The organism is Paraburkholderia sp. BL23I1N1 (assembly GCF_003610295.1).
GTDB lineage: Bacteria > Pseudomonadota > Gammaproteobacteria > Burkholderiales > Burkholderiaceae > Paraburkholderia.
On sequence record NZ_RAPV01000002.1, the window covers coordinates 385,852 to 408,405 of the forward strand.

Annotated in this window: 19 protein-coding genes; 4 read left to right on the forward strand and 15 right to left on the reverse strand. The window is 63.0% G+C overall.

Going from position 1 to position 22,554, the window contains the following annotated elements; translation table 11 throughout:
* Complete coding sequence (araH, locus tag B0G76_RS34370) at positions 1 to 1,005, forward strand: L-arabinose ABC transporter permease AraH (protein ID WP_120297251.1); 1,005 nt, start codon at positions 1 to 3, stop codon at positions 1,003 to 1,005.
* Positions 1,006 to 1,050: 45 nt separating this feature from the next.
* A complete protein-coding gene (locus B0G76_RS34375; RefSeq protein WP_120297252.1) occupies positions 1,051 to 2,784 on the forward strand; it encodes an IlvD/Edd family dehydratase in 1,734 nt (577 codons plus the stop codon).
* A 253-nt stretch (positions 2,785 to 3,037) separates the two neighbouring features.
* Here the strand turns inward: B0G76_RS34375 and sap1 are convergent, their stop codons facing one another.
* Complete coding sequence (gene sap1, locus B0G76_RS34380) at positions 3,038 to 3,376, reverse strand: surface attachment protein Sap1 (RefSeq protein ID WP_120297253.1); 339 nt, start codon at positions 3,374 to 3,376, stop codon at positions 3,038 to 3,040.
* 454 nt (positions 3,377 to 3,830) lie between these two features.
* Complete coding sequence (speG, locus tag B0G76_RS34385; protein ID WP_120297254.1) at positions 3,831 to 4,373, reverse strand: spermidine N1-acetyltransferase; 543 nt, start codon at positions 4,371 to 4,373, stop codon at positions 3,831 to 3,833.
* 277 nt (positions 4,374 to 4,650) lie between these two features.
* On the opposite strand from speG, the gene B0G76_RS34390 reads away from it, so the two are divergent.
* Positions 4,651 to 4,830: a hypothetical protein gene (locus B0G76_RS34390; RefSeq protein ID WP_120298027.1), complete on the forward strand. Its 180-nt coding sequence runs from the start codon at positions 4,651 to 4,653 to the stop codon at positions 4,828 to 4,830.
* 166 nt (positions 4,831 to 4,996) lie between these two features.
* Here B0G76_RS34390 and ltrA (B0G76_RS34395) read toward each other — a convergent pair whose 3' ends face one another.
* From ltrA (B0G76_RS34395) to B0G76_RS34440, 10 genes are all read right to left on the reverse strand, one after another.
* Positions 4,997 to 6,364, reverse strand: a complete 1,368-nt coding sequence (gene ltrA / locus B0G76_RS34395; protein WP_120297141.1) for a group II intron reverse transcriptase/maturase — start codon at positions 6,362 to 6,364, stop codon at positions 4,997 to 4,999.
* 142 nt (positions 6,365 to 6,506) lie between these two features.
* A complete protein-coding gene (ltrA, locus tag B0G76_RS34400) occupies positions 6,507 to 7,811 on the reverse strand; it encodes a group II intron reverse transcriptase/maturase (protein ID WP_120297255.1) in 1,305 nt (434 codons plus the stop codon).
* 1,113 nt (positions 7,812 to 8,924) lie between these two features.
* On the reverse strand, positions 8,925 to 9,386 hold the full coding sequence (locus B0G76_RS34405) for an HIT family protein (RefSeq protein WP_120297256.1): 462 nt from the start codon (positions 9,384 to 9,386) through the stop codon (positions 8,925 to 8,927).
* 135 nt (positions 9,387 to 9,521) lie between these two features.
* Positions 9,522 to 10,631: a diguanylate cyclase gene (locus tag B0G76_RS34410; RefSeq protein WP_120297257.1), complete on the reverse strand. Its 1,110-nt coding sequence runs from the start codon at positions 10,629 to 10,631 to the stop codon at positions 9,522 to 9,524.
* A 71-nt stretch (positions 10,632 to 10,702) separates the two neighbouring features.
* Complete coding sequence (locus B0G76_RS34415; protein ID WP_120297258.1) at positions 10,703 to 11,719, reverse strand: chemotaxis response regulator protein-glutamate methylesterase; 1,017 nt, start codon at positions 11,717 to 11,719, stop codon at positions 10,703 to 10,705.
* A 17-nt stretch (positions 11,720 to 11,736) separates the two neighbouring features.
* The gene (locus B0G76_RS34420) at positions 11,737 to 14,247 is read right to left on the reverse strand and encodes a hybrid sensor histidine kinase/response regulator (RefSeq protein WP_120297259.1); all 2,511 of its coding nucleotides are present in this window, start codon (positions 14,245 to 14,247) and stop codon (positions 11,737 to 11,739) included.
* A complete protein-coding gene (locus B0G76_RS34425) occupies positions 14,244 to 14,936 on the reverse strand; it encodes a chemotaxis protein CheW (RefSeq protein ID WP_120297260.1) in 693 nt (230 codons plus the stop codon). The genes B0G76_RS34420 and B0G76_RS34425 overlap by 4 nt, the downstream gene beginning before the upstream one ends.
* Positions 14,929 to 16,374 carry a protein-glutamate O-methyltransferase CheR gene (locus B0G76_RS34430; protein ID WP_120297261.1) on the reverse strand — a complete coding sequence of 482 codons (1,446 nt, stop codon included), beginning with the start codon at positions 16,372 to 16,374 and terminating at the stop codon, positions 14,929 to 14,931. Before B0G76_RS34430 ends, B0G76_RS34425 begins: the two co-directional genes overlap by 8 nt.
* Positions 16,371 to 16,835: a chemotaxis protein CheW gene (locus tag B0G76_RS34435; protein WP_120297262.1), complete on the reverse strand. Its 465-nt coding sequence runs from the start codon at positions 16,833 to 16,835 to the stop codon at positions 16,371 to 16,373. Before B0G76_RS34435 ends, B0G76_RS34430 begins: the two co-directional genes overlap by 4 nt.
* A gap of 75 nt (positions 16,836 to 16,910) precedes the next feature.
* Positions 16,911 to 18,542 (reverse strand): methyl-accepting chemotaxis protein, encoded by a 1,632-nt coding sequence (locus B0G76_RS34440; protein ID WP_183082265.1) that lies wholly within the window; start codon positions 18,540 to 18,542, stop codon positions 16,911 to 16,913.
* A gap of 265 nt (positions 18,543 to 18,807) precedes the next feature.
* Here B0G76_RS34440 and B0G76_RS34445 point away from each other — a divergent pair, with 265 nt between their 5' ends.
* Complete coding sequence (locus B0G76_RS34445) at positions 18,808 to 19,149, forward strand: ecotin precursor (RefSeq protein ID WP_120297263.1); 342 nt, start codon at positions 18,808 to 18,810, stop codon at positions 19,147 to 19,149.
* Positions 19,150 to 19,245: 96 nt separating this feature from the next.
* Here the strand turns inward: B0G76_RS34445 and B0G76_RS43135 are convergent, their stop codons facing one another.
* The 3 genes from B0G76_RS43135 to mnmE all read right to left on the reverse strand — a co-directional run bounded on the left by B0G76_RS43135 (position 19,246) and on the right by mnmE (position 22,478).
* Complete coding sequence (locus tag B0G76_RS43135; RefSeq protein ID WP_183082266.1) at positions 19,246 to 19,407, reverse strand: hypothetical protein; 162 nt, start codon at positions 19,405 to 19,407, stop codon at positions 19,246 to 19,248.
* A 285-nt stretch (positions 19,408 to 19,692) separates the two neighbouring features.
* Positions 19,693 to 20,907 (reverse strand): tyrosine-type recombinase/integrase, encoded by a 1,215-nt coding sequence (locus B0G76_RS34455; RefSeq protein WP_120297265.1) that lies wholly within the window; start codon positions 20,905 to 20,907, stop codon positions 19,693 to 19,695.
* Between the two features lie 176 nt (positions 20,908 to 21,083).
* Entirely contained in the window at positions 21,084 to 22,478 is a 1,395-nt protein-coding gene (gene mnmE, locus B0G76_RS34460) for a tRNA uridine-5-carboxymethylaminomethyl(34) synthesis GTPase MnmE (protein ID WP_120297266.1), read from the reverse strand.
* Between the last annotated feature and the right edge of the window lie 76 nt (positions 22,479 to 22,554).

The window sequence follows — 22,554 nt, forward strand, 5'->3', positions numbered from 1 at the left end:
ATGCACACACCCTCAACCGACTCCTCTACGCCGGCTATCGCTTCCGCGGGTCTGGGTGCGCGCGCCGCACGCACCTGGGACCTGATCAACAAGTCCGGCATCGTGATGGTGTTCATCATCCTGTTCGCGGCTTTGTCGTTCACCGTGCCCGACTTTTTAAGCTCGCGAAACATTCAGGGCTTGCTGCTCTCCGTCACGCTGATCGGCTCGATCTCCGTGACCATGATGTTCGTGCTCGCGCTGGGCGAAGTGGATCTGTCGGTGGCCTCGATTGTTGCGTTCGCAGGCGTGGTGGCGTCCACCTTGATCACCGCGACGCATAGCGTGATGCTCGGCATCGCCGCCGGCGTGCTCGCGGGGGGCGCGGTTGGACTGGTCAACGGCGTGCTGGTGGCGCGCTACAAGATCAACTCGCTGATCGTCACGCTCGCGATGATGGAAGTCGTGCGCGGCCTCGCCTTCATCACGTCGAACGGCGACGCGGTGATGATTTCGGAGGAGCGTTTCTTCGACCTCGGCGGTGGCGCGTTCCTCGGCATTTCCTATCCGATCTGGAGCAACATCGTCGGCTTCGTGCTGTTCGGTTTTCTGCTGAAGAAAACCGTGTTCGGCAAGAACGTGCTGGCTGTCGGCGGCAATAGCGAGGCCGCTTTGCTCGCGGGCTTGCCGGTTACCCGGATCAAGATCACAGTGTTCGTATTGCAGGGCCTGGTGACTGGCTTTGCGGGCGTGATGCTGGCGTCACGCATGAGTCTCGGCGACCCGAAAACGTCGGTCGGTCTCGAACTCGGCGTGATCTCCGCATGCGTGCTCGGCGGCGTCTCGCTGACAGGCGGCGTCGCGACGATTTCCGGTGTGCTGGTCGGCGTGCTGATCATGGGCTCCGTGCAGGACGCAATGAGCCTGATGAACGTGCCGACCTTCTACCAATACCTGATTCGCGGGGGGATTCTGCTGCTCGCGGTGCTGTTCGATCAGTTCCGCCGCAGCAAGCGCGTGCATTGACGCTAACGCACGCCCCTCACTACATGCTTGCCAACAGGAGATTTCATGGCTGATTCCAACCAGACTAAAAAGCCGCTGCGCAGCCAGGCGTGGTTTGGCCTCAAGGACCGCGACGGTTTTCTGCATCGCTCGTGGATGAAAAACCAGGGTATTCCGCACGACGAATTCGACGGGCGCCCGGTGATCGGCATCTGCAATACGTGGTCCGAACTGACGCCCTGCAACGCGCATTTTCGCGAGCTCGCCGAGTATGTGAAAAAAGGCGTGCACGAAGCGGGCGGTTTGCCGCTCGAGTTTCCGGTGATGTCGCTCGGCGAGACCAATTTGCGGCCTACCGCGATGCTGTTTCGCAACCTCGCTTCGATGGACGTCGAGGAATCGATTCGCGGCAATCCGATGGACGGCGTAATCCTGCTAGTCGGCTGCGATAAGACGACGCCCGCGCTGTTGATGGGCGCGGCGTCGTGCAATTTGCCGGCGCTGGCCGTGTCGGGCGGCCCGATGCTCAACGGACGGTTTCGCGGCAAGAACATCGGCTCCGGAACGGGTGTCTGGCAGATGTCCGAGGAAGTGCGCGCCGGCACGATGACGCAGGAGGAATTCACCGAAGCCGAATCGTGCATGAACCGCTCACGCGGCCATTGCATGACGATGGGCACCGCGTCGACAATGGCCTCGATGGTCGAGTCGCTCGGCATGGGCTTGCCGCACAACGCGGCGATTCCCGCCGTCGATGCACGCCGGCAGGTGCTCGCGCATCTGGCGGGCCGCCGTATCGTCGAGATGGTCCGCGAGGATCTGACGATGGACAAGATCCTCACGCGCGAGGCGTTCGAAAACGCGATCCGCACGAACGCGGCGATCGGCGGCTCGACCAATGCGGTCGTGCATCTGATCGCGCTGGCCAAGCGCATTGGCGTGCCACTTTCGCTGGAAGACTGGGAGCTCGGCTCGAACGTGCCGTGTCTCGTGAATCTGCAGCCGTCAGGCGAATACCTGATGGAAGACTTTTACTACGCGGGCGGCTTGCCCGCGGTGCTCAAGCAACTCGGCGAGCAAGGCCTGCTGCATCGCGAAGCACTAACGGTGAATGGCAAGACGATCTGGGACAACGTGCGCAGCGCGCCGAATCACGACGAGAAGGTCATCACGCGCTTCGCCGAGCCGTTCAAGCCGAAGGCCGGCATTGCGGTGCTCAAGGGCAACCTGGCGCCAAATGGCGCGGTAATCAAGCCGTCGGCCGCGACGCCGCAGTTGCTGAAGCATCGTGGCCGCGCGGTGGTATTCGAGAACATCGAGGAATTGCACGCAAAGATCGACGACGAATCGCTCGACATCGACGAGCACTGCATCATGGTGCTCAAGGGTGCGGGGCCGAAGGGTTATCCAGGCTTTGCGGAAGTCGGCAACATGCCGCTGCCGAAGAAGGTGCTGCAAAAAGGCATCACGGATATGGTGCGCATTTCCGACGGCCGCATGAGCGGCACGGCGTATGGCTCCGTGGTGCTGCACGTCTCGCCTGAAGCGGCCGCGGGCGGCCCGCTCGCGTTCGTGCAAACCGGCGACATGATCGAACTCGATGTCGACGCGCGCCGTCTTCATCTGGACGTCACCGACGAAGAACTCGCGCGGCGCCGTGCCGCGTGGCAGCCGCCTGCGCCGCCCACGCGCGGCTATTACAAGCTCTATGTCGATCACGTGCTGCAAGCGGACCAGGGCGCGGATCTGGACTTCCTGGTCGGATCGAGCGGCGCGCCGGTGCCGCGCGACTCTCATTGATCGCCATTTGACCGGCTGGACGTTTCTCCCTGCGCTTTGCGAGAAGGCGTATTACCGATGCGGACCGAAAGCCCGCATCGGTTTTTTTCATCGGCTTCACCGCATGGAAAAAGCGGGTAGCAATAAAAACGGCCAGGCGCGCCATGCCCAGCCGTTTTATAACTCGCAGGTTCCCAGCCCTCCGCTTTTAAAGTCGGGGGGTCTATGGCACAAATTAAAACCCCGGCATTTCGCCGGGGCTTGAGTGGTCAGCTTACTGCTTGATAAATCGATCGTTTGCCCAGAGGCCTTGTGTATCGCTATTGCCGGCATTCACGAATTCGACATCGTGACCAACCACGCGCACAACGCGGAAACTCGAGTTCTCCGGCGTTGAGACGCACTGATATCCGGAGAAGAATTCCTGCATTTTTTGCTGTTCACCGGCTTGCGCATGCACATCGGCGGCGTCGAGTTTATCCTTCGACAGGCAACCATACGCGTTGGCCTTGAACTGGATGGTTTGCTGCGGCTTAACCATGGCGTCTTGCGCCTGAACAGAAGCGGCAGCCAAACTCGCAATGGCGAAAACAAGGGCGATTCGCGTCTTCATATTTTCCTCCGGTGCGGGTTGAATTACTCAGGTTAGCTATGTATTTAACTTTAACGTCGAACCCGCACCTTGCACTTTAGGAGAACGCGAGAGAACGACAAGCACATCTTGTGTGCGGTCGCAACAGCGGCGAATTGTCGCACCACCTGTCACACCCGCTTAAACCTTGAGCGGAAGCTTAAACAGGGCGGATTGAAACGGATAACTAAAAGACGGGCAGGGCGCGCCGCTTTAACCAGTAAAGCTTTGCGGCACGTATTCGCGTAAACGAGAGGCACCAATTAAGTGAATTAATACAATTAATGGATGGACTTGGTGCATTGCACACAAAGTCATTCATCCGACTAATAAAAAATCACGAAATAACGGTGTGTATACAGAAGATTAACGGTGCCAGGTCTGTCAGACGCGCCAGGCGACGCAGCATCGCGCCCCTGGGCAACTCAGGCTGGACTCATTCGCCGTGGTGATTGGCCTTGAAGAACTCGGACTGGAACATGCACATGCGTAATGCATTGTGATAGCGGCCATTGCCGAAAAACTCCTCGATCAACTCGGCCTCGTGCCGGAAACCGCACTTTTCATAGACGTGGATGGCAGCGGTATTCGACTTGTCGACGATCAGGTAGACCTTGCGCAGATTCAGCACCGAAAACGCGTAGTCGATCGCAAGCTGCGTGGCGACGGTGGCGTAGCCGCGGCCTTGGGCATGGGGCGCGATGATGATCTGGAACTCGCCGCGCCGGTGAATATAGTCCAGCTCGATCAACTCGACGACGCCGACGGTTTGGCCGTCATTGTCGATCGCCACGAAACGGCGCTCGCGCAGGTCGTGCACGTGCCGGTCGTACAGTTGGGCCAGTTCAGAGAACGTTTCATAGGGCTCCTCGAACCAGTAACGCATGATTTTTGCGTTGTTGTTCACTTCGTGGACGAAGCGCAGATCGGTGCGTTCGAGCGGGCGCAGGGTCAGTTCGCTGCTGTGTTCGATAGTCATTGGATTCCCCTTGAGAATTATTGATTTGAGTGCGCAAGCTCAGGATGAAAACCCGAGCCCGCGTTTCCTGTTAGTCCGGGCTCAGCGCGGGGAGTTCTTGCAACGCCGGGCTCCGGCGAACGTCGTTCTTGCGAAGCTCACGGCGCCGCGCAGGTTCGGCGAGGGTGGGGCGTCGCGTTGTCGCAGGCCGGTTATCGCAAATTTGTGAGGGGCCCGGCACCGTATGGGCACATGCGGTGCTCTACAATGAAATCATGCTCTTTCGATGGAGGGTACCGTGATCGAGCACTTGATATTGGGCGCCTTTCTGGTCATCCCGCTACTCATCGTCGCGTTTCTTTTCTCTGATGAATTGTGGCAGGAGCATCGGCATTTGCACGATTTGCGGGCCGTGCCGGCGAAACCGCGCCGTATCGACTGGCGGCATCCGCTGCGTAGCGCACGGCATCGGCTGTGAGCCGGTGGTCTGCGGCATGGATCGTCGTGCTGCAAGCGTCGCCGTGAGGCGAGGGCAGTTCTCGAACTCATCGCGCAATCGGGATAGGGGCAGGCCTCGCGGCCCGACCCCTCCCACACCACCGTGCGTACGGGTCCGTACACGGCGGTTCGGATCGGTTAATCGACTATGGCCTTAGTGATGGAAGCCCCAGCGAGCGAAGGTAACGGTTTGACAAGGCGATGCCCAGCGCGGGACTGCAACTCAGCCGCCACGCATCGTGTGGCGAACCGACCGTCTGGGCAGCAAGGTTTCGGCTGACGCCGCGTACTGTCAGCTCCCGGAATCTTGTGCGGCCCCGTTTCCACTGCTTCCAGAAGAAGCAGCGGATGCGGCGGCGTATCCATTCATCCAGGCGTTGCAGAACGCTGGGCGTTTCGCAGAAACCGAAGTAGCCCCGCCACCCTGCCAGATAACGTTTCAGCGCGCCGATCATCTGGTCGACGCTGACCCCGCGCGTGCGTTGAGTCAGTTCCCGGACCCGATCCTTGAAGCGAGCCAGTGCCTTGGGCGCAATGCGCCGTTTGATCTGCTCCCGCCCCGAGAAGGTGAAGCCCAGAAACGTCCGCGTGTGTGGCCGTGCGACGGCGCTCTTCGCTTCATTGACCTTCAGCTTCAGCTTGCCGGTGAGGAAGGCTTTCAGCCCCGCCATCACCCGCTGGCCCGCGCGTTCGCTGCGTACATAGACGTTACAATCGTCGGCGTACCTCACGAAACGCAGCCCGCGTCGCTCAAGCTCCCGGTCAAGCTCGTCGAGCATCAGATTGGATAACAACGGCGACAGGGGACCACCCTGGGGGGTGCCCTCGTCCGTCGCACCAACCAGCCCGTGCTCCATCACGCCCGCCGTCAGGAAGGAGCGAATCAGCTTCAGAACGCGTCTGTCACTAACCCGTTTTGCCACCCGACTCATCAAGATGTCGTGGCTCACGCGATCGAAGAATTTCTCCAGATCCAAATCTACAACCCATCGATACCCCGACTGGATGTAGCTTTGCGCCTGCGCCACTGCCTGATGCGCCGAGCGTCCCGGACGGAAACCGTAGCTGGAGTCCGAGAACGTCGGGTCCCACTGCCTTTGCAACACCTGCAAGACCGCCTGCTGGACGAATCGGTCAGGCGCAGAAGGGATGCCGAGCTTGCGCACGCCACCGCCATCCGGCTTGGGTATCTCGACCCGTCTCACAGGTTGAGGCTGGTATGTGCCGTTCAGCAGCGTGGCCCGTATCGACGGCCAATGCTCCCGCAGGTACGCCGGTAATGCCTGAACGGTCATCCCGTCCACGCCCGGTGCGCCCTTGTTAGCTTTCACACGCTTCAACGCCTGCTTCAGGTTCCCCCTTTCGCAGACTTCTTCCATCAGTCGGTCATATGCCGACGGGCTTTCAGACTCGGGGTTCGCCGCCATAGGTTCAGCCCCTCGATCAGCAGCCATCGGAGCTTCACCCCTGCCTCCGCTGTCGAGGACGCGATGCGTTTTCTGCTGCGCTCCCATGTCGAGTTCTCCGGCTTACTCGCCGCTCCTTTCCGTTCGGGCCTTCAGGCGTCGCCGCCCTGTTGGGTCGGAGGAGGCGCGCTGACGCGCTGGCCTCCGTCCGCCGCTCAAACTGCACGTGCCGTTTTCCGGCATGCAGCTTTCACGAAGATGCAGCATGCTGGGACGCAATTGAAGGTATCAGTTGCACAAGGTTGACCAACCCGAACTCGCCATAGAGCCGCGCCTCGGGCAAGACCTTCCAGCCCATATTGCGCCAGCGCTTGAATCGATGCGACCAGATACGCCGCACGATCCATCGGTTGAGCCGGTTGAAGATTCGCCGGACGTGGGAGCGCTTGTAGTAGTGCCCCCAGCCCCGCAGGATGGGATTGAGCCGTCCAATCAGCTCCCGCGTTCGAAGCGGCACACATCTCTTTGTAAGACGACGCACCTGATCCATGAAACGCTGGACCGATTTCTCCCGGGGGTACGCGTACAGCGCACCCGATCGGGCGCCACTGCGGATTTTGGCCGTGGGCAGCGATAACTGCCGCCCACGCTTGATCTTGTAGCCGAGAAACTCGAATCCAAACCGGACATGCACGATCCGCGTCTTCTGCGGATGGAGTTGCACACCCAGTGCGCTCAGAATCTTCGTCGCCGCCGCGATGGCTGCGCGCGCTTCTGCCTGGGATGAACAGGTGATCACCCAGTCATCCGCGTAACGGGTAAGCTGGTAGCCCTTAAGCCGCATCTCCCGATCAAACGGCGTCAGGAGGATATTGCTGAGCAGCGGTGAAGCTACCCCACCTTGCGGCGTTCCACGCTCGCTCGGAAAGAGACGACCCTTGCCGAAACTACCGGCTTTAAGCATCGCCTTGATCAGGCTTAGTACCCGACCGTCAGCGATGCGCTGGGCAATGAGCGACAGAAGTTTGTCATGGTCAACTGATCCAAAGAAGTCCTTCAGATCAGCATCAACAATCCATTCCCTGCCGCCCTCGATCTCCCTCCAGATCTTGCGCAAAGCGTCGTGTGTCGATCGCCCTCGCCGATACCCGAAGTTGGCCTCGTCGAATACCGGCTCGAAGATCGGCTCCAGACGGTTGAGCAGCGCCTGCTGACATACGCGATCGTAAATCGACGGTATGCCGAGATTGCGGAACTCCCCCGGTTTGCCGACTTTCGGGATCGAGACCCGCCGGACCGGTTGCGGCTGATAGGTCCGCGCACGCAGTTCTGTCTGCAGACGGTCCAGATGCTGGTCCGCCTGTTCGGCAAAGTCTGCCACGCTGATTCCATCGACACCGCCACTACCCCGGTTGGCCCGGACTCGCTCCCAGGCGACTTCCAGATTCTTCCGTTGATAAACCTTGTCAATTAATGAGTGGACCTTCCTTGCTTCCATCGGGTTGATCCAGTCAGACAGTCTCCTCGGGCGCGGATGTACGGGTATTTCGCTCATGGAACTGATCCTCCTCCGTGTCCTTACTCACTGCCGTCCGGGTTCTTCCCAATCATCTTCGCCGGCTGCCTTCCCCGACCCACTTCTGTCGCCGATCGCTCGGTCACGTGGTTTTAGCCACGCTTCAGGTACTACTCAGCCGTCCGACTACTGACACAGCACCGCTCGCCACTTCGCTCCTCGCTTATAGGCTCACTTCCCGCGGTGCCACCCGCGGACTGTGCCAGTTCTCCTGGGGTCACACGCTGTTCTTCCGTACCGTGCCGTCCGCAAACACCTTGGTGCGGTGGGTGAATGAGAACGCCTTCGCCTCCATAGTGCAGGCTCGACCTTACCCCACCTTTGGCCGACCGGTTCGTCATCGGGGCAGCCCCCATCGACTACGGCCCGGTACTTCTCCTCATGCCCTTCGGATTCCGCCTCGCGGCGGACACCCTGCCCTCCGGAGTACTGCGAGATGATGGCTTCAGGTCCGCCTTGTCCGTTTCCGGCTTTCGCCTTCGTGCCCGGTTAGACGTCTCCATACCTTCCCACCTCTCTCCGGCCAGCGAGGCATTACCCCCGCTTTCGGATATGGCGCCCCTCATCCGAGCGCCAGAGGGACTTCAACCCTCCGGAACAACGCGCTGCCCAGCGCACAATATGCCCTCTGCTGACTCCTGCACGGTGGTCAACGGCCCTTGCGAGCCGCTCAGTCCTCATTTCAGGACGCCGTGCAGGCCTCCCGAGGTAAGCGCAACCGCCTTCCCCACACACCTGCCAGATCTACCACCCCAGCCCTTGATGGCTATGGACTTCGCAATCAATTGCTTGCTCGTCCGGCCAGGTAGGCCTCGCATCTGGTTTCTGTTCGTCAGGTCATGGCTTTGCTACACGCTTCCTTCAGACCCCGCCTCACGACGACGCCCTTGCGTTTCGCTAGTCCTTCACCACCATCAGGTTGGACAGGGGACTCACACCCCCAAGCTGTTGCGCATGCTCGGCGCACAATAAAAAAGCCTGCCGTTTCGGGCAGGCTAAAAAGAGATCCACACTCAATGCCTTGTGGGTACAAGGCAGACGCCAGTCTAGCCGCACAGCGAGTTCGGCTGGTTTCACCGGCTATTACACATATTACGGGGCATGACCAGCTGCGTCGCGCTCGCTGTCAGTGGGCGCGCGCCAATGGTCGCGAATGCGCACGGCCAGCGCTTCGAGGGTGGCCGCATCGGCGACTTCACGCGCATGCATGCGCAGTGGTTGTCCTTCCCAGCGCGGGATCACATGAAAATGCACGTGCGGCACCGTTTGTCCCGCCGCCGCGCCGTTGAATTGTCCGATGAACACACCGTCGGGGCGCAAGGCCGCGCGAACGGCGATGGCGAGCTTCTGCGTCATGCGCATGCACGCGACCGTCGAGGCATCCGACAATTCGAAAATTTCGACCGCCGCTTCCTTCGGCACGACCAGCACGTGACCGTCGGCTTGCGGCATCAGGTCCATGAAGGCCAGCGCCGCGTCGCTTTCCGCCACTTTGATGCAGGGTAGTTCGCCGCGCAGAATCTTCGCGAAGGGATTGCTGTCGTCGTAGCTCATCACGCGTCCTCTCGTTTGCCGTACGTATCAGGTTCAAGTTCAGGTTCAGGTTCAGGTTCAGGTTCGAACTGCTCTCGGCGATATTGTCCACCACCTCTGTTACAGCGCGCAGTTTCTGAACTGGATTGCCGGCAATCAGCCGCTCACTGCTACCTGATTCTTCCCATCGCGTTTCGCTCGATACAGTCCGACGTCGGCAGCTTCGATCAACGTTGTCACCGGTTCCGCGGCGGACGGCACGATCATTGCCGCGCCGATGCTGATCGTCACGACGCCGCTCGTCGAACCCGCATGCGGAATGGCAAGCCCTTCGATTGCAAGGCGGATCTTTTCGGCGAGCAAACGCAATCCGCCCGACGACGCACCCGGCAACACGACCGCAAACTCTTCACCGCCAAACCGTGCCGCGAGGTCGGGCGAGCGGCCGAGGCACGACTCAATGGTGTGCGCGACGCGCTTGAGGACTTCGTCGCCGGCGACGTGCCCATAGGTGTCGTTGTAGGCCTTGAAGTTATCCACGTCGATCATCAGAAAGCCGAGGCCGGTCTTGTCGCGCGTGCCGCGACGCCATTCGGCGGCCAGGTACTGGTCGAGGTAACGGCGATTCGACAACCCCGTCAAACCGTCCGAATGCGTGAGCCGTTGCAGTTCCAGATTGGTCGCGAGCAACTGCTGTTGCGACTGACGCAGGGCCTGATAGGCCTCGTCGCGCTGTAGCAGGTTCAGATACGAGCGCGAGTGATAGCGAATCCGTGCGATCAGCTCGATGCGATCCGGCAGCTTCACGAGGTAGTCGTTGGCGCCCGCAGCGAAGGCGGCGCTTTTCACAAGCGGCTCTTCTTTGGTCGACAACACGATGATCGGAATGTCGCGCGTCGCCGGATTTTGCCGGTATTGGCGCACGAGGGTGAGGCCGTCGGTGCCCGGCATGACGAGGTCTTGCAGGATCACCGTCGCGCGGGTTTCCTGCGCGCAGCGCACCGCCTCTTCGGGCGAGGCGCAGTAGTGAAAATCGACGCTCCCTTCGTCGGCCAGCGCCTGGCGGATCGCCTCGGCGATGATCGCCTGATCGTCGACCAGCAGCACCATGATCGGGCACTCGGCCGCGGGCGGATTGCCGAGGATGCGCGCCAACGCGTCGTCGATGGCGCTGTTGGGCGCGTCCTCCGCGTACGCCTGCGCGTTCGCGTCGTGTTCTGCGAGGTCCGGCGCGGTGGCGTTCTGAAGCGGTTTGGAAGTGTCCATGTTGGTCAGCCAGAATGAATGTCTATGAGTCGTAACGGGCCAATGTGCGGCTAGTGTGCGCCTGCCTGGCCTTAGCCCGCAGCGACTGCGGTGACGAGCGCCGCGGCAATGCGGGGTAGAGGCAGGATCGCGGCGGCGGCGTCAAGCGCCGCGGCCGCCTTCGGCATGCCGTATACAGCGCAGGTCGCCTCGTCCTGCGCAATCGTGTGAAAACCCTTGGTGCGCATCGCCTTGAGGCCGATCGCGCCGTCGCGGCCCATGCCGGTCAGCAGCACGCCGATCGCCCGAGCCGGCCAGCGCGCCACGACGCTATGAAAAAACACGTCGACGGAAGGCCGGTAGGGTGTTTCCGCTGGCACGTCCGTATAGCCGAGCACGTTGGGCAATTTCAGGTGCAGATGATCGTCGGTGGCGGCGAGCAGGACGACGCCCGCTTGCGGCCGGTCGCCTTCGCTCGCGATCCGCACCGGCAGCGCTGACTGCTGGTTCAGCCAGTCGGCCATGCCGGCGGCGAACGCCGCATCGACGTGCTGGACGATGACGATGGCCGCCGGGAAATCCTTCGGCAAGCCGGCGAGCAGCGTGGCAAGCGCCGCCGGGCCGCCCGCCGAAGCGCCGATCGCCACCAGCGGCGTGTCGCGATTCGTCACGCTTGCCGGTCCCGCCGCAGCCGCGGCGCCAGGCCCATTGCGTTCCGCAACCAGCGCGGCAATGCGGTCGATCTTGGCGATCAGGGTGGCGATGCTCTTGTGCGCGTCCGGACCGCTCAGCGAGGGCGTATCCACCGCGTCGAGCGCGCCCGCGCCCATGGCTTCGTAGACGCGCCACGCGTTCGCGCCCACGTCGACGGTCACGATCAGGACCGCGCACGGCGCCTTCGCCATGATGCGGCGCGTCGCTTCGATGCCATCGACGTTCGGCATCACCAGGTCCATCAGCACGATGTCGGGGCGGTGAGCGGTGCAGAAATCGACCGCCTGCTGGCCGTCTTGCGCGACCCACAGCAGCTCGTAGTCGTGACGCGCGGCAAGCGCGCGACGCAGTGCTTCGACAGCGAGGGGCAGGTCATTGACGATTCCGATTTTCATCCGTTTTACCTGTGGGTTTAACCGTAAGCTTCGCCGATCAGATCGCGCACTGCATCGAGCAACGCTTCGTCATGGAAACTGCCTTTCGCCAGATAGTAGTCCGCGCCCGCGTTCAGGCCGGCGCGGCGGTCCTCTTCACGATCCTTGTACGAGACGATCATCACCGGTAGCGTCTGCAGTTGCGGATCGCGCTTGATGAGCGTGACGAGTTCGATGCCGTCCATGCGTGGCATATCGATGTCGGTAATCACGAGGTCGAAGCGCTCGGCGCGTACCGCGTTCCAGCCATCCATGCCGTCGACGGCGATCGTCACGTCGTAGCCGCGCGTGGTCAGTAGCTTGCGTTCGAGTTCGCGAACGGTGAGCGAATCGTCGACCACCAGCACGCGCCGCGTGACGCGCCGGGCGGCGAGGGCGGCGCCATGCTGCGTGTGTTTCAGATCGCCGCCGGCAACCAGCCTTTCGACGGAGCGCAGCCAGTCGTCGACATCCGCAATCAGCACCGGGTCGCCGTTTTCCATCAACGCGCCGGCCGTGATGTTCCTGATCTTGCCGAGGCGCGGATCGAGCGGCTGCACGACCAGCATCCGCTCGCCGAGAAAGCGGTCGACTACCACGCCGTAGGTTTCTTCGCCGTCGCCGATCACGATCAGGCTGACGGTGTCTGCTTCGTTGGCGGGCGGTGCGGTGTCGAGAATCTGATGCGCGGTGACGACGCCAATGCGGCGGCCGTCGAAGGCAATGTGCTGATGGCCTTCAAGCAATTCGATATCCGCGCGGCTCACGTGCAGCGTGCGATTCACATGCGCGAGCGGCACGGCGTACGGCTCGCCCGCGACTTCGACGAGCAGGCTGCGGATTACCGAGAGCGTGAGCGGCAACTGCAATTGCACGCGCGTGCCGACGCCGGGTTCCTGCGTGATGCGCACCGTGCCACGCACGCGTTTGACAACGTCGTATACCGCGTCGAGTCCGACGCCGCGGCCCGAGACTTCGGTAACCTGATCGCGCAGCGAGAAGCCGGGCAGGAACAGGAATTCGAGCAGTTCGGTCTCGGAGAGGCGCGCGGCCGTTTCGGCGCTCGCCAGTTTCTTGCTGACAATCGAGGCGCGCAACGCGTCGAGATCGATGCCCGCGCCGTCATCGGTAACCGTGATGAGCAACGCGCCGGCGGTGTGGCGCGCGTCGAGCGTCAGCGTACCTTCTTCGGGCTTGCCGTGCGCGAGACGTATCGCGGGCGGTTCGATGCCGTGGTCGATCGCGTTTCGCAGCATATGGCCGAGCGGCGCTTCGAGCAGATCGAGGATGTCGCGGTCCACCTGAGTCGATTCGCCAACCAGCTGCAAGCGCACCTTCTTGCCGAGCGAACGCGCGACGTCGCGCACCATGCGCGCGAGACCACCGGTGCCGTCGCCGAAGGGGCGCATCCGGCATTGCAGCGCGGCGTCGTAAAGCTGTTGCGACAGATGCGTCGAGCGGCGGTCGAAGCTCTCCAGATCGGCCAGGCGCTCGGCGAGCAGATGCTGCGATTCCGCTGTGAGGCGGCGCAATTCTTCGAGCGCGGCGTGCGCGCGCGGGTCGAGCTTCAGGTCCGCGAGCGTTTCGTGCAACTGATCCAGCGCGCGCGAGCCGTCACGTTGGACGCGCTTGACGCGCAGCATCGATTGAGCGAAAGGTTTGAGCCAGCGGGATTCGACCAGTGACTCGCCGGATAAGGAGAGTAGCCGGTCGAGGTTGTCGGCGCGTACACGCAGCATGCGGCCGGGGTCGGTTGCTGGGAGGCTTGCTTCGTTCAGGGCGGATGCGGTTGCTGCCGACGACCCAGAGGTGCTTGCAGGAACGGCCGGGATTGCTGCGGCGGACGCAGAGGCGCTTGCAGAAGCGGACGGGGTTCCAAAGGCGGGCGCGGACCCATTTGCAGTCGTGCTGGCCGGTTCGGTCGAGGCGGGCGTCGCTTCGGCGCGCAGGGCGTTGGCTAGCAGATTGAATGCGGCATCGGCGTCATGGTCAGCGTTGGCGGATGCGGCTTGCGGTTCGATGGCTCCGCTGGCTGCAGATCCGGCGTCGCGAACAGGATTCGCGGCAGGTGCAGCGGCAGCCGCGGCCACAGCCTCCCGCCGCAACGCCGCGCCATGCGGCACGACACCCGCCATACGCGCTTGCAACGACGCCACGCACGCACTGACCGCGTCACGCGCAGACTCGTCCTCGTCATTGCCGATGCGCGCAACGATATCGACACCGCGCAGCAACTCGTCGATCCACGCTGCATCGAGCAACGCGCGCCCTTCCTGCGCCGCGACAAAACAATCTTCCATCGCGTGCGCGAGTTCGACGCCAACCTGCACGCCGACGATCCGCGCCGCGCCCTTCAGCGAGTGAGCCGCGCGCATGCAGGCCTCGAGCGCGGCGGCATCGCGCGGCGCGCGGTCGAGAGTAAGCAGGCCGTCGTTGAGCACGCGTGCCTGGGTACGCGCTTCTTCGCGGAAGAGATCGATCAGCGACGGGCGGCGCGGGTCGTCCGTCATCCGAGACTCCGGTTCAAGGTATCGAACAAGGCATCGGCGTCGAGCAGGCCGACCGTCATGCCGCGCCACGGAGCCACAGCGCGCGTATGCGCGGCGGCGGCTTGCGAGAGCGTCGCGGGCGGGGGGCAAAAGGTAGAGAGTGCGATTCGATGCACGCCGTCGACCTGGTCGACGGGGAACACCGCGTGCTCTTCGGCGCGCGACACCACCAGCAAACGGGGCAGATCGTGACGCGCCTGATCGTCGCTCACGGCGGTGTCGGCCTCGAAACCCAGCAGATGCGCGAGGGACAGGCACACCAGCAAGTCGCCCTGCACATTCACGACGCCCAGTACCGCGCGATGCTGGCGGTGCGGCAACGTATGAATCGGCCGTGTCTGCACGATGCGTTTGAAGATCGGCGTAGGCAGCGCAAGCCATTCGCCGCCGATGCGGAAAATGAGGAACGATTCGCTCGCGCCTTGCGGCTCATGCCGTTGCTGTAACGCCTGTAACGCGGGCGTACCGGCGTCATGCAGCGAGAGATCCACGAGCGGAATCGGACGCTCCAGCAGCTTGGCCGCGGCCGCTTCGAACACGGGGCAATTCAGACAGCGCACGTATTCGACCAGCCGTTCGCACGACGAATCGCCGCGCACGCCGATGCGATTCCAGCAATCGTCGAAGGTCACTGTGCGCGCTTCAACCACGTTGCGCTCCCTGTGCGCGCGACGCGCGTTCCATCAATAGACGCGCGCCGTTGCGGTCGCCCTCGAGTTCGAGCAGCGTCGCCAGATGCGCGAGCGCTTCGGCGTGCTGAGGGTCGAGGTAGAGCGCCTTGCGATACTGGCCGCGTGCCAGGTTCGCGTCGCCACCGGCGTCGGCCAGTACACCGAGCAGGTAGAACGCGTCGGCGTGCGGTGCGTGCTGTTCCAGATAAGCGTTGATCGCGTTCGCGGCTTCCGTCAGACGGCCCGCGTCGGCCAACGCGTGCGCGGCTTGCAGCGTGTCGCGCGCGGCTTGAGTCGGCGAGGTGGTTTGCGGCAGCGTGAGATCGCGCGGCGACGACGCGGGTTTCAACGGGTTGGCCACGCGTCCCGCCATGCCGCTAACGGGCGAGTGCGCAGACGTACCGCTGGAAAACGCGAGCGGCGAGCTCGCGCTGAACGCAGTGCGCGCAACCGGATCGGGCCACGCGAAAGGCTCGGCCGAGAACACTTGCGGCGGCGCGAGCGCGGGCACCGGCGAATGCGTCATGGCAAGTGCCGCGGCGGTGGCGAGCGGTGCGGTGTGCCAGCCGTTGAACTGCTCTTCAGCGGGCCCGGCGCGACGGAACGCGAACGCAAGAGGAATCTTCGCCGACTGCATGCCGTGACGCATCAACAGCCCAGTTTCCGCAGGACCGACGAACAGCGTGCCGTTTTCAGCCAGCACGTCGTTAAGCGCATGCAAGGCCGTTTGCTGTGCGTCGCGGTCGAAATAAATCAGCACATTGCGGCAGAACACGAAGTCGTAGACGCCGAGCGCCGTGGCATCGAGTTGCATCAGATTGGCGCGCGAAAACCGGACCGCGTCGACGATGCGCGGCGCGAGGCGCCAGCCATCTTCGGTGCGCGTGAAGTGGGCATCGCGAAACGGAAACGCATTGCCGCGAAACGAATTGCGGCTGTACACAGCGCGCTGCGCGACGGCCAGCGAGCGCTCGCTGATATCCATGGCGTCGATGCGCAGATGCGCGGCGTCGATGCCGGCGTCGAGCAGGGTCATCGCGATGGTGTACGGTTCCTCGCCGGTCGAGCAGGGCAGGCTCAGAATGCGCAAAGGCAGCGCGGTGCCGCGTTCGTCGAGGCGCTCATGCGCGAGGCGTGCGAGCGCTTTGAACGCGTCGGCGTCGCGATAGAACCAGGTCTCCGGCACCACCACCGATTCCACCAGCGCCTGCACCATGGCCGGCGACGCCTGCGCGGCTTCCCAGTAGTCGGCGAGGGTGGCGTTGACGTGACCGTCCGCGCACCAAGCGGCGGCGCGCCGATCGACCGCGCGTTCGATCGCACTATGACCGAGCGACGCTGCATCGAGCCCGATGGTTCGATGCAGCAGATCGGTGAAGCGTCGATAGACCGGCACGTTGTCGTGATGCGCGTTCATGCGTGCGGCTCGGGAAACAGCAGCGCTTTGACCTCGTCGGGCAGCAGGTGCTCGACGCGAATCCATTGCACCAGACCGCCCGCTTCGCTCGCGACCGGGCCGAGATAGCGCGCATGCGGCATGTCGATGCCGGCGTCGTGAAACGTGTCCGCGTCCAGGCGGATTGTGCGCGTTGCGCCTTCTAGCAGCAGCGCGAGCAGGCGCACCGTGCCCGCGTGCGGATAGCGCACCAGCACGACGCGCGTCGACATCAATTGCGCGGCGGGGCGGCCGAGCGCGAGTGCCGGCAGATCGATCACCGGCAGCGGTGTGCCTTCGTAATCGAGTACGCCCGCGACCCACGACGGCGCGCCGGGGATCGTCTTCGGCGGCGATTGCGGCGTGAGCGGCATCAGACGCTCCACCTGCGTCGCGTCGATCACGTAGCGTTCGCTATCGAGCGTGAAGAGGATCAAGAGCATCGGCGTGGGCTGGGGTGGCGTGTAGGTGGTTTGCTTCAGCGTGTGCGTGCGCCTGAACGAGCCCGTTGCGGCGCGTCAGGCCGTCACCTTGAAGCGCGATACGCCGGTGCGCAGACTATTGGCGACGTGCGTCAGATCGTCGATCGCCTGGGTCGACTGACGCAGCGATTCCGCCGTCTGCTGCGCGGCCTCCGAGAGTTGCGTCAGCGCCTGGGTGATCTGCTCGGCGCCGGTGGCTTGCGTCTGCATGCCTTCGTTGACCATCGAGAAGCGCGGCGCGAGCGCCTGCACCTGCTGGATGATCTGCGTGAGATGACCGCCCACGTTCTGCACGTCGAGCATGCCGCGCCGGACTTCTTCGGAGAACTTGTCCATGCCCATGACGCCTGCAGCCACGGCCGACTGGATCTCCTTGACCATCTGTTCGATGTCGTAGGTCGCCACGGCGGTTTGATCCGCGAGTCGGCGAATCTCGGTTGCCACGACCGCGAAGCCGCGGCCGTATTCGCCGGCTTTTTCCGCTTCGATCGCCGCGTTCAGCGAGAGCAGGTTGGTCTGATCCGCGACCTTGGTGATGGTGGCGACGACCTGGTTGATGTTGCTGGCCTTCTCGTTGAGGATCGCGAGCTTCGCGTTGACCGAACCGGCCGCTTCCATCACGAGGCGCATGGTGTCTTCCATGCGCGCGAGACCGGCGTGGCCGGTGCCCGCGAGCGCCGCTGACTGGCCGGCTACTTCAGAGACTTCGTTCATGGTGCGCAGCAGATCGCGCGAGGTCGCGAAGATTTCGCGCGACGTGGCGCCGATCTCGGTGGTGGTCGCCGCGGTTTCGTTCGCGGTGGCTTGCTGTTCACGCGAGGTTGCGGCGATTTCGGTCACCGAGGTGGTGACCTGGACCGCTGACTTCTGCGCCTGGCCGACCAGCGCGGTGAGTTCGTCGGTCATGCGGTTAAAGCCCGCTTCGAGCGCACCGATTTCATCCGCGCGATTCAGTTGAAGACGTTGCGTGAGATCGCCCGTACGCATGATGTCGACGACCTGCAGCACCTTCGCCATCGGCGTGGTGACCGCGCGCAGCAGCCAGTAACCGGCCAGCACGGCAGCGACCGCGGCGATCAGCAGCATCACGAGCAGCACGATACGGGTCGTCTCGACCGAGTTGCGGATGCTTTCGGCGGACTGGTCGGCGTAGGTCTTGTTGCCGTCCACCAGCTTGCGCACGGAGAGCCGGCCGCTTTCCCAGATCGGCGTGAGCTGCGTGTTGAAGACACGTGCGGCGTTCTCTTTCGAGGTCGACAGGGCGCTCATCAGCGACGCCTGGATCGGCAGGTATTGCGTGTATTGCTGCCGGAAATCGTTGAAGAGGTCACGATCGTCCTGACGGAAGACGGTGCCGCCGTAATCGTTGAGTAGCTTCTGCAGTGTTTGCTGCGTCTCCAGGAGGCGAGCGGTGTCGCGCTTGACGGAATCGGGGTCCGCATCGATATAGACGAGGCGCTGCGTGACGGTGTAGTTCTCGAACCAGGCCGCGCGCATCGCGGTCGCGTAGTAGAGGCCGGGCATTGAGTCCTGCTGCTGGCTCTTCGCGTCGCGGTCGATGCCGCCGAGTTGCTCGAACGTGACGATTGCCATTGCCAGCATCACGATCAGCACGATCCCGAAGCTGCACAGAATCCGTTGCCGGATGGTCCATTGTTTCACGCGCACGCCCCTTAACTTTTTGGCTTGGTCTCGACGCCGATGTCGACTTGTTGGTCTCGGGGTCGAAGGATCGGAAAGCTTTGCGGGTCGTCGGATTTGTCCGACGGGTCATGCGGCGAATTTTACATTGATCGTGGGAATGGATGGCGGATGGCGTGGTCCCTTCACCCCGAGAGGCGTTACACCCGTAATGCCCGGTTACCAACTGCAGCATCTATTTCCGCGCGCGCCCTGCACAATCTGTTCCATGCCTGAACGGCGGGAGCGAAACATGAAAAAGATTGCGGTGGCGTTGTTGATGGTGGGGAGCCTGAGCGCAGCAGGTCAGGCGTCGGCTCATGGCAATGGCGGCGATGTCGTCGGTGCGCTGATCGGCGGCGCCTTGCTCGGCGCGGTGGTGACGTCCGCGCTGAATCCGGCGCCGGTGGTCGCTTACCAGCAGCCGGTCTATGCGCAGCCTGTGTACGCGCAACCGGTGTATCAGCCGGCGCCCGTGTACGCGGGACCGCCGCCGGGATACTGCTATGACCAGTACCAGCGTGCGTACGTGGCGTGCGGTGCGCCGCCGCCCGAACAATACGGGTATCCGCAGCAGCAGCAACTGGGCTGGTAAATGACATGCGCGGGCGCGCATCGTTTCGATGCTCGCGCGCCGCAGAGAAAAAGGCCGTCGCAATGTGCGACGGCCTTTTTGTGTTGGTGCCTGCCTTCAATGCTTGTGATGCAGCCACTCCGCATAGTGCGTGTCGAGCCAGCGCTCGAGGCGCTCCGGCCTCGTCTTGTGGCGGTAGTGGGACGTCGCCCAGATCGCCACGCCGACCAGCAGCATTACGAAAGGTCCCAACAAATAAGCCAATAACGATTCAGACATGGGAGCCTCCGTCCCGGCTTGCATGCATGCTTCAGTTTAGGCGATGAACGGCAAGAAAAAAAAGGACGCGGTCATGGGTTGGCCGGCAGCGCGGCGGGATTGACGTGAATGGGCTGACGGGGTGTGGCGCGGGGAGATTGAGAACCTAGTGAAGAGGATGTTTTTCTTTTGTTGGGCAGGTGCTTGCGGTTGATGCTTATTTAGTTGTGTACCATCAAAGGCGCCACTGGCCGATGGTGAGATGAATCGCGGCAACGGACCTGGCGTCTGCTGGGTTTGCCGCGCTTAGCCGATCACGCCATGTCGGCTGCGCTCGATCTGGGTGTCGACGAAATCCGCCCACAGTTGCAAGGTTTGACGCCGTTCCGCGACAGGCCGCGAAGCGTGGCCGTCTCCGCCCGGGTTGTCTTTGACGGTATGCGCCAGCGCATTTTCGATCACGTTCGAAGGCTGGCCCATCTCGCGCAAATGGGTCGCGGCGGTGCGTCGAAAGTCATGTAGGACGAAATGCTCTACGTCGAGTCCGAGCGACTTGACGGCCTGATTGAGTGTGCTTTTCGCGATCGGCCGATCGTCGCCCCTGACGCTCGGGAATACGAAGTTTCGGCTGGTCTTCGTATCCTGAAGTTCGCGAAGCAGGGCGACTGCCTGATGCGGGAGATGCACCACGTGGTCGCGACCTTTGTTCATCCGCGCGGCGGGGATCGTCCATCGCGCTGCGTTGAGGTTGAATTCGGACCAGGCCGCCTCGACGATGTCGGATTTCCGCACCATCGTCAGCACGAGCAGATGCAAAGCCAATTTCAGCGGACGTCGAATGTTCGATGCATAAATCGCGCGGAGCATGGCGCCCATTTCGTCTGGAGCGAGCACGCGGGCGCGGCTGTCCGGCGTGGCGATGAAGCGGGCCGGGACGAGCTCTGCCGGATTGGCCGTGGCGAGTTGCCGGGCGATCAGGTACCCATAGAGCCGCTTGACCGCGTTGCGCGTGTGCAGCGCCATCTTGGGCGAACCACGGCTTTTGATCTGGTCGCATATTGTGCGGATGTCGTCGTCCGTCACGGCTTTGATCGGCTTGGCGCCAATCGCGGGGAGCACATCTTTTTCAAACGCGCGGCGCGTGGTGCGCTGATATTCCGCCGACTTGCCCGCCATCTCGGTCGCGAGATAGAGTTCCGCGCCCTCGCGCAGGACCTCTGTCTTGCTCTCCACTCCGCGGTCGCGGCGCGCCGTTGCCACCGGCGAGACGCCACCCGCAACCATCTCCGCGTACTTTTGCGCCTTGGCGCGCGCGACCCGCAGCGAAATCATCCGGTAGTCGCCGATTGTGACGAGCGGCTCGCGCTTGCCGTTCAGCGAATAGCGGAAGCGCCAGACCTTGGTGCCCGTCGTCATGATTTCGATGACGAGGCCGTTGCCGTCGGCGACGCAATATCGAGTGGCGCGGGGTTCAAGCGCGCGGATCTGCGTTTCGGTGAGGGGGGCGGCTAGTTTTGGCATGGCGGATCGTTTGATACACGGACAGCGGCGATTTTAAACCGGATGTCGGTTGTGTACCAAAGAAATGGACGGTTTTGGGTCAACGGGTGGCGTTTGGTGCGTGCCAGGAAGAGTGTGTTGAAAGGCCTTGCTTGTCAGTGTTGATAAGCCTTTCGTGCGCAAAAAGCCAATCCGTCCTACTTGCCGATACAAAACCGGCTGAAAATAACGCCGAGCAGGTCGTCCGAACTAAATTCACCGGTGATCGAATTCAGTTGGTCCTGCGCGAGACGCAGCTCCTCGGCGAACAAATCCAGTGCTTGAGCGTTCTGATCGGCGTGCGCCGCTGCCGTCGCAAGATGTTCTTCAGCCGCACGCAGCGCAATCAGATGCCGCTCGCGCGCGAGGTAGACACTCTCCGCGCCAGCCTGCCAGCCGGCGATGCGCAGCAATTCCTCACGCAGTAACGCCACGCCGTCGCCTTGTTTCGCCGACAGCCGCACTTCGCTGAGATCCTGATCGGCGTCCAGCGGTGTCACGGTCGGCGCGAGTCCGGTCAGATCGGTCTTGTTCAGCACGCGCACCACCGGCACGCCGCCTGGGAAACGACCAGCAATCGTTCCGTCTTCAACGGTCATGCCGGTTCGCGCATCGAGCAGATGCAACACGACGTCCGCGCGTTCGATCTCGCTCCACGTGCGCGCAATGCCGATCTTCTCCACCTCGTCTTCAGTATCGCGCAGGCCGGCCGTGTCGATCACGTGCAGCGGAATGCCTTCGATCTGGATCGTCTGCGCGACCTTGTCGCGCGTCGTGCCGGCAATCGGCGTGACGATGGCCAACTCCGCGCCGGCCAGCGCGTTCAGCAGCGACGACTTGCCGACGTTCGGCTGTCCCGCCAGGACGACCGACAAACCCTCGCGCAGCAACGCGCCCTGGCGTGCTTCGCTCAGCACATGCGCAAGGCGCTCGCGAATTCGCGTGAGCTTGCCGCGGGCGTCGGCGGCTTCGAGAAAGTCGATTTCTTCTTCCGGGAAATCGAGCGTCGCTTCGACCAGCATCCGCAGCGTGATGACCTCTTCGACCAGCGCGTGGATGTCGCGCGAAAACGCGCCGTCGAGCGAGCGGCCTGCCGAACGTGCGGCGGCCTCGGTGCTGGCCTCGATCAGATCGGCGACGGCTTCCGCTTGCGCCAGATCCAGCTTGTCGTTGAGAAACGCGCGGCGCGTGAACTCGCCCGGCTCGGCCAGACGCAGGCCAAACGCACGGCCGGCCTCGATGCAGCGCTGCAGCACCAGTTGCAGCACGACCGGACCGCCGTGGCCTTGCAACTCGAGCACATGTTCGCCGGTGTAGGAGTGCGGCGCGGGAAAGTACAGCGCGATGCCGCGATCGAGCGCGTTGCCGGCGTCGTCGAGGAAAGGCACATAGCTCGCATGCCGTGGCGCGAGCGCCTGGCCGGTGAGCGCTTGCATCAGCGGCTCAGCGGCGGCTGCCCCGGCACGGCCGCACGAAATCCGCACGACCCCGATTCCGCCCCGGCCGGGTGCGGTGGCAATGGCGACGATCGGATCGGAATCGGTGGCGAGCATGGGGACGAGGCTATCAGAAGGGATTGAATGCGCATGAGCGGGCGCCGGGCATTGTAACGCGGGCCTCCTCGGACCC

Excerpts from the sequence above, each read along its gene's own strand:
- B0G76_RS34405 (WP_120297256.1), bottom strand. The coding sequence starts at position 9,386 with ATGAGCTACGACGACAGCAATCCCTTCGCGAAGATTCTGCGCGGCGAA.
- sap1 (WP_120297253.1), bottom strand. The coding sequence starts at position 3,376 with ATGAAGACGCGAATCGCCCTTGTTTTCGCCATTGCGAGTTTGGCTGCC.
- B0G76_RS34430 (WP_120297261.1), bottom strand. The coding sequence starts at position 16,374 with ATGAACGCGCATCACGACAACGTGCCGGTCTATCGACGCTTCACCGAT.
- speG (WP_120297254.1), bottom strand. The coding sequence starts at position 4,373 with ATGACTATCGAACACAGCAGCGAACTGACCCTGCGCCCGCTCGAACGC.
- B0G76_RS34375 (WP_120297252.1), top strand. The coding sequence starts at position 1,051 with ATGGCTGATTCCAACCAGACTAAAAAGCCGCTGCGCAGCCAGGCGTGG.
- araH (WP_120297251.1), top strand. The coding sequence starts at position 1 with ATGCACACACCCTCAACCGACTCCTCTACGCCGGCTATCGCTTCCGCG.
- B0G76_RS43135 (WP_183082266.1), bottom strand. The coding sequence starts at position 19,407 with ATGTCTGAATCGTTATTGGCTTATTTGTTGGGACCTTTCGTAATGCTG.
- B0G76_RS34435 (WP_120297262.1), bottom strand. The coding sequence starts at position 16,835 with ATGCTCTTGATCCTCTTCACGCTCGATAGCGAACGCTACGTGATCGAC.
- B0G76_RS34410 (WP_120297257.1), bottom strand. The coding sequence starts at position 10,631 with ATGGACACTTCCAAACCGCTTCAGAACGCCACCGCGCCGGACCTCGCA.
- B0G76_RS34415 (WP_120297258.1), bottom strand. The coding sequence starts at position 11,719 with ATGAAAATCGGAATCGTCAATGACCTGCCCCTCGCTGTCGAAGCACTG.
- ltrA (WP_120297141.1), bottom strand. The coding sequence starts at position 6,364 with ATGGGAGCGCAGCAGAAAACGCATCGCGTCCTCGACAGCGGAGGCAGG.
- B0G76_RS34445 (WP_120297263.1), top strand. The coding sequence starts at position 18,808 with ATGAAAAAGATTGCGGTGGCGTTGTTGATGGTGGGGAGCCTGAGCGCA.
- B0G76_RS34420 (WP_120297259.1), bottom strand. The coding sequence starts at position 14,247 with ATGACGGACGACCCGCGCCGCCCGTCGCTGATCGATCTCTTCCGCGAA.
- mnmE (WP_120297266.1), bottom strand. The coding sequence starts at position 22,478 with ATGCTCGCCACCGATTCCGATCCGATCGTCGCCATTGCCACCGCACCC.
- ltrA (WP_120297255.1), bottom strand. The coding sequence starts at position 7,811 with ATGAGCGAAATACCCGTACATCCGCGCCCGAGGAGACTGTCTGACTGG.
- B0G76_RS34455 (WP_120297265.1), bottom strand. The coding sequence starts at position 20,907 with ATGCCAAAACTAGCCGCCCCCCTCACCGAAACGCAGATCCGCGCGCTT.